Genomic DNA, 2,728 nt, shown 5'->3' with positions numbered 1-2,728 from the left:
GAGAGCTTTTGAAAGCGGGCAAAATAAATGCTCCCTTGTGATTATCACAGTTGATGATTTATCGATATTCTTAACTCAGGCTAGTAATCATTTTGTCAATATCGACCCAGATGATGAGGTCGAGACCGTTTTCGTCGTCGGGTCGCTTGATGATTCCCTGTGCGATTTGGTCGCGGATGCCGCGGGTGTCAAGGTTCTCCAGTTCGTCGCTGGTGTCGATGTGCTCCGGGGCGTGGGTCGTCACGTCGAGCACCTCGTCCACTCGAATCCCGATTTTCTGTTTGTCGTCGGGACGGTCCAGAACGAGAACGTCGTTCCCTCGCTCGTCGGAGGCGACGCTGAGGAACTCCTTGGGGTCGATGATGGCCGTCGTCTCTCCGCGAAGGTCCATGACGCCCTCGATGGAATCCTGTGTTCGGGGAATGCGCGTGACTTTTTTCACCTCGACGATGCTGTCTACCTGCTCGATATCGATCGCGCACACGTCTTCGCCGAGTCGAAACTCCACGACTTGGGTTTCCCCGGCCGACGGATTCTGTTTCTGAACGCTCATAGTCAGTTACCGAATACATCGAACGACAATACATAAAACCTACTCCCGACTATCACGGCGGATAATCGCTAGCCGCTTTCCGGGGAAAAGACGATGCCATTCGCGTCCTGCATCGCTCGAAACAGGTCGGCGATGCTATCGTCGGGTGATAAGTCGTACGTTCCGAGAACACCACGGAAACACCGCGACGGGTACCGGACGCGAACGTTCGACTCCATCATGAGAATGCCGAGCACGTCCTCGACGGGCATGCTCGGTTCGACTTGCTGGGCGTACCACATGAGAAGGTTGTCGAAGACGGTTCCAATGTCATCCGAAAACATCCGCTGATGGTTGATTTCGTCCTCGGCCTTCGCCGTGATGTGAAACCCGTATCTGGACGCCACGTCACCAACGTCGTCTTCGAGCCATTCGCGGACGTCTTGGGAATCGATGTTGGGTTCCCCGTCCGATGGCGCGGATTGACTCGGACTGTCCGGTGACGACGCCGGGTCGATGGCGGGCGGGGAGTCCGTCGCTGACGGCGATTTCTTCGGACTCGCCGGGTCGACACCGGGGTCCGCGTCGGCGGTCGGTTCGCCGGTCGTCACTGGCCCCGGGTCGTCGGGCACGGACGGCCTCCCGGACGCGCCGATGACGAACCGGCCATCGTCCAGCGCGACGACGTTCTCGCTGTCCTCGATGTCGAGTTCTTCGGGAGAGATGACCTTTCGGCCCTCCGGGTCAGAATCGTCCCGCGCTGGACTCATTGCCCACGCCTACCACGGCTCGTTACATAAAATCACCGGCAGTTTACCTCGGTGAGAATACCTCTCCAAGAAACGACTATTCCGACCAATTTCGACGATTGTCGTAGGATAATTTTATTATCGTCGAATGTCTGGACCAGCATACCAACATGAGTGTCCAAACAACGCCTCTCGCACCGTTGCCGGACGAACTGGATTCGCCGCGCGCCAAACTGGTCTATCTCTCGCTCGCGACGACGGGCGGGGCGACGCTCGACGAACTCCAGACGGGTCTCGCCTTCGGGGTGCCCAAGGCCCAGCCATATGCGAATCGGCGTGGTCGTCAACCCAATCGCTGGCATGGGCGGGCGAGTCGGCCTGAAAGGAACCGACGGAAAGGTCGCGGAGGCGCGGGAGCGCGGAGCGGAGCGACGCGCCCCCGACAGGGCCGTTGCCGCTCTGTCGGCGCTGTACGACCGCGCGCCGGACTCCGAGCTGCTGACCTACGCTGGCGAGATGGGGGCCGAGGAAGCGCGGGCGGCCGGGTTCGACTCCAAAATCGTCGGCGAACCCGGCGAGGAGGAAACGAGCGCGGCGGACACCCGCGAGGCGGTTCGCCGACTAGTCGCAGACGGCGTGGACCTCGTTCTGTTCGTCGGCGGGGACGGAACCGCCGTGGACGTGGCCGAGACGCTGGCCGAGGTCGAGGCCGACACGCCGATGCTCGGCGTCCCCGCCGGGGTGAAAATCTACTCCTCGGTGTTCGCGGTGACGCCGAAGGCGGCGGGACGGGTCGCGGCGTCGTTCGACCGCACGGAGGAGCGCGAGGTGAACGACATCGACGAGGAGGCCTACCGGGCGGGCGAGGTGCGGGCCGAACTGAAGGCCGTCGCCAGCGTTCCGGTGGCCGAGTCGCTCCAGTCTGGAAAGCAACTCGGCGGTGGAACCGTCGAGAGTCTCGCGGCCGGGGTCGCGGACGACGCGAAACCGGGCGTCACCTACGTCCTCGGGCCGGGAAGCACCGTCGGAGCCATCAAATCCGAGTTGGGATTCGACGGGTCGCCGCTCGGCGTGGACGTGTGGCGCGACGGGGAGGTCGTCGCCCGCGACGCCAACGAGGAGGAACTCCTCGCCGCGCTCGGCGACGAGAACGTCATCGTCGTCTCGCCCATCGGCGGGCAAGGGTTCGTCTTCGGACGCGGAAATCACCAGATTTCACCGGCCGTGATTCGGCGGTCGGACATCGAAATCGTCGCCTCGAAGACGAAACTGGACGGCATCGGCGTCCTTCGGGCGGATACGGGCGACGAGGCGGTCGACGAGTCCTTGCGCGGTTGGTGGAAGGTGCGCGTCGGGCGGTTCGAACGACGAATGTTGAAACTATCGTGAGGCATTTAGTGACATACGGTGAAGTTTAAGGCTTTCTACGCGGATACAAGGATATGGA

3 protein-coding genes are annotated in these 2,728 nt (G+C 61.9%); 1 reads left to right on the top strand and 2 read right to left on the bottom strand.

The window, feature by feature from the left end; genetic code table 11:
- Nucleotides 1-70: 70 nt before the first annotated feature.
- Both BG842_RS02765 and BG842_RS02760 read right to left on the bottom strand, forming a co-directional pair.
- A complete protein-coding gene (locus BG842_RS02765; protein ID WP_007977455.1) occupies nucleotides 71-553 on the bottom strand; it encodes a chemotaxis protein CheW in 483 nt (160 codons plus the stop codon).
- Nucleotides 554-621: 68 nt separating this feature from the next.
- Nucleotides 622-1,302: a hypothetical protein gene (locus BG842_RS02760; protein WP_069449592.1), complete on the bottom strand. Its 681-nt coding sequence runs from the start codon at nucleotides 1,300-1,302 to the stop codon at nucleotides 622-624.
- A 303-nt stretch (nucleotides 1,303-1,605) separates the two neighbouring features.
- Between BG842_RS02760 and BG842_RS02755 the strand changes: the two genes are divergently transcribed.
- Entirely contained in the window at nucleotides 1,606-2,670 is a 1,065-nt protein-coding gene (locus tag BG842_RS02755) for an ATP-NAD kinase family protein (RefSeq protein ID WP_069449591.1), read from the top strand.
- The last annotated feature ends 58 nt before the right edge of the window (nucleotides 2,671-2,728 follow it).

It is taken from the genome of Haladaptatus sp. W1 (assembly GCF_001723155.1).
GTDB classification, from domain to species: domain Archaea; phylum Halobacteriota; class Halobacteria; order Halobacteriales; family Haladaptataceae; genus Haladaptatus; species Haladaptatus paucihalophilus.
Note: the sequence above shows the minus strand (reverse complement) of the source record. Positions and strands in the feature narration are given on the sequence as shown.

Bases quoted from the DNA above. Each gene is read 5' to 3' on its own strand.
- BG842_RS02765 (WP_007977455.1), bottom strand. From the start codon at position 553: ATGAGCGTTCAGAAACAGAATCCGTCGGCCGGGGAAACCCAAGTCGTG.
- BG842_RS02760 (WP_069449592.1), bottom strand. From the start codon at position 1,302: ATGAGTCCAGCGCGGGACGATTCTGACCCGGAGGGCCGAAAGGTCATC.
- BG842_RS02755 (WP_069449591.1), top strand. From the start codon at position 1,606: ATGCGAATCGGCGTGGTCGTCAACCCAATCGCTGGCATGGGCGGGCGA.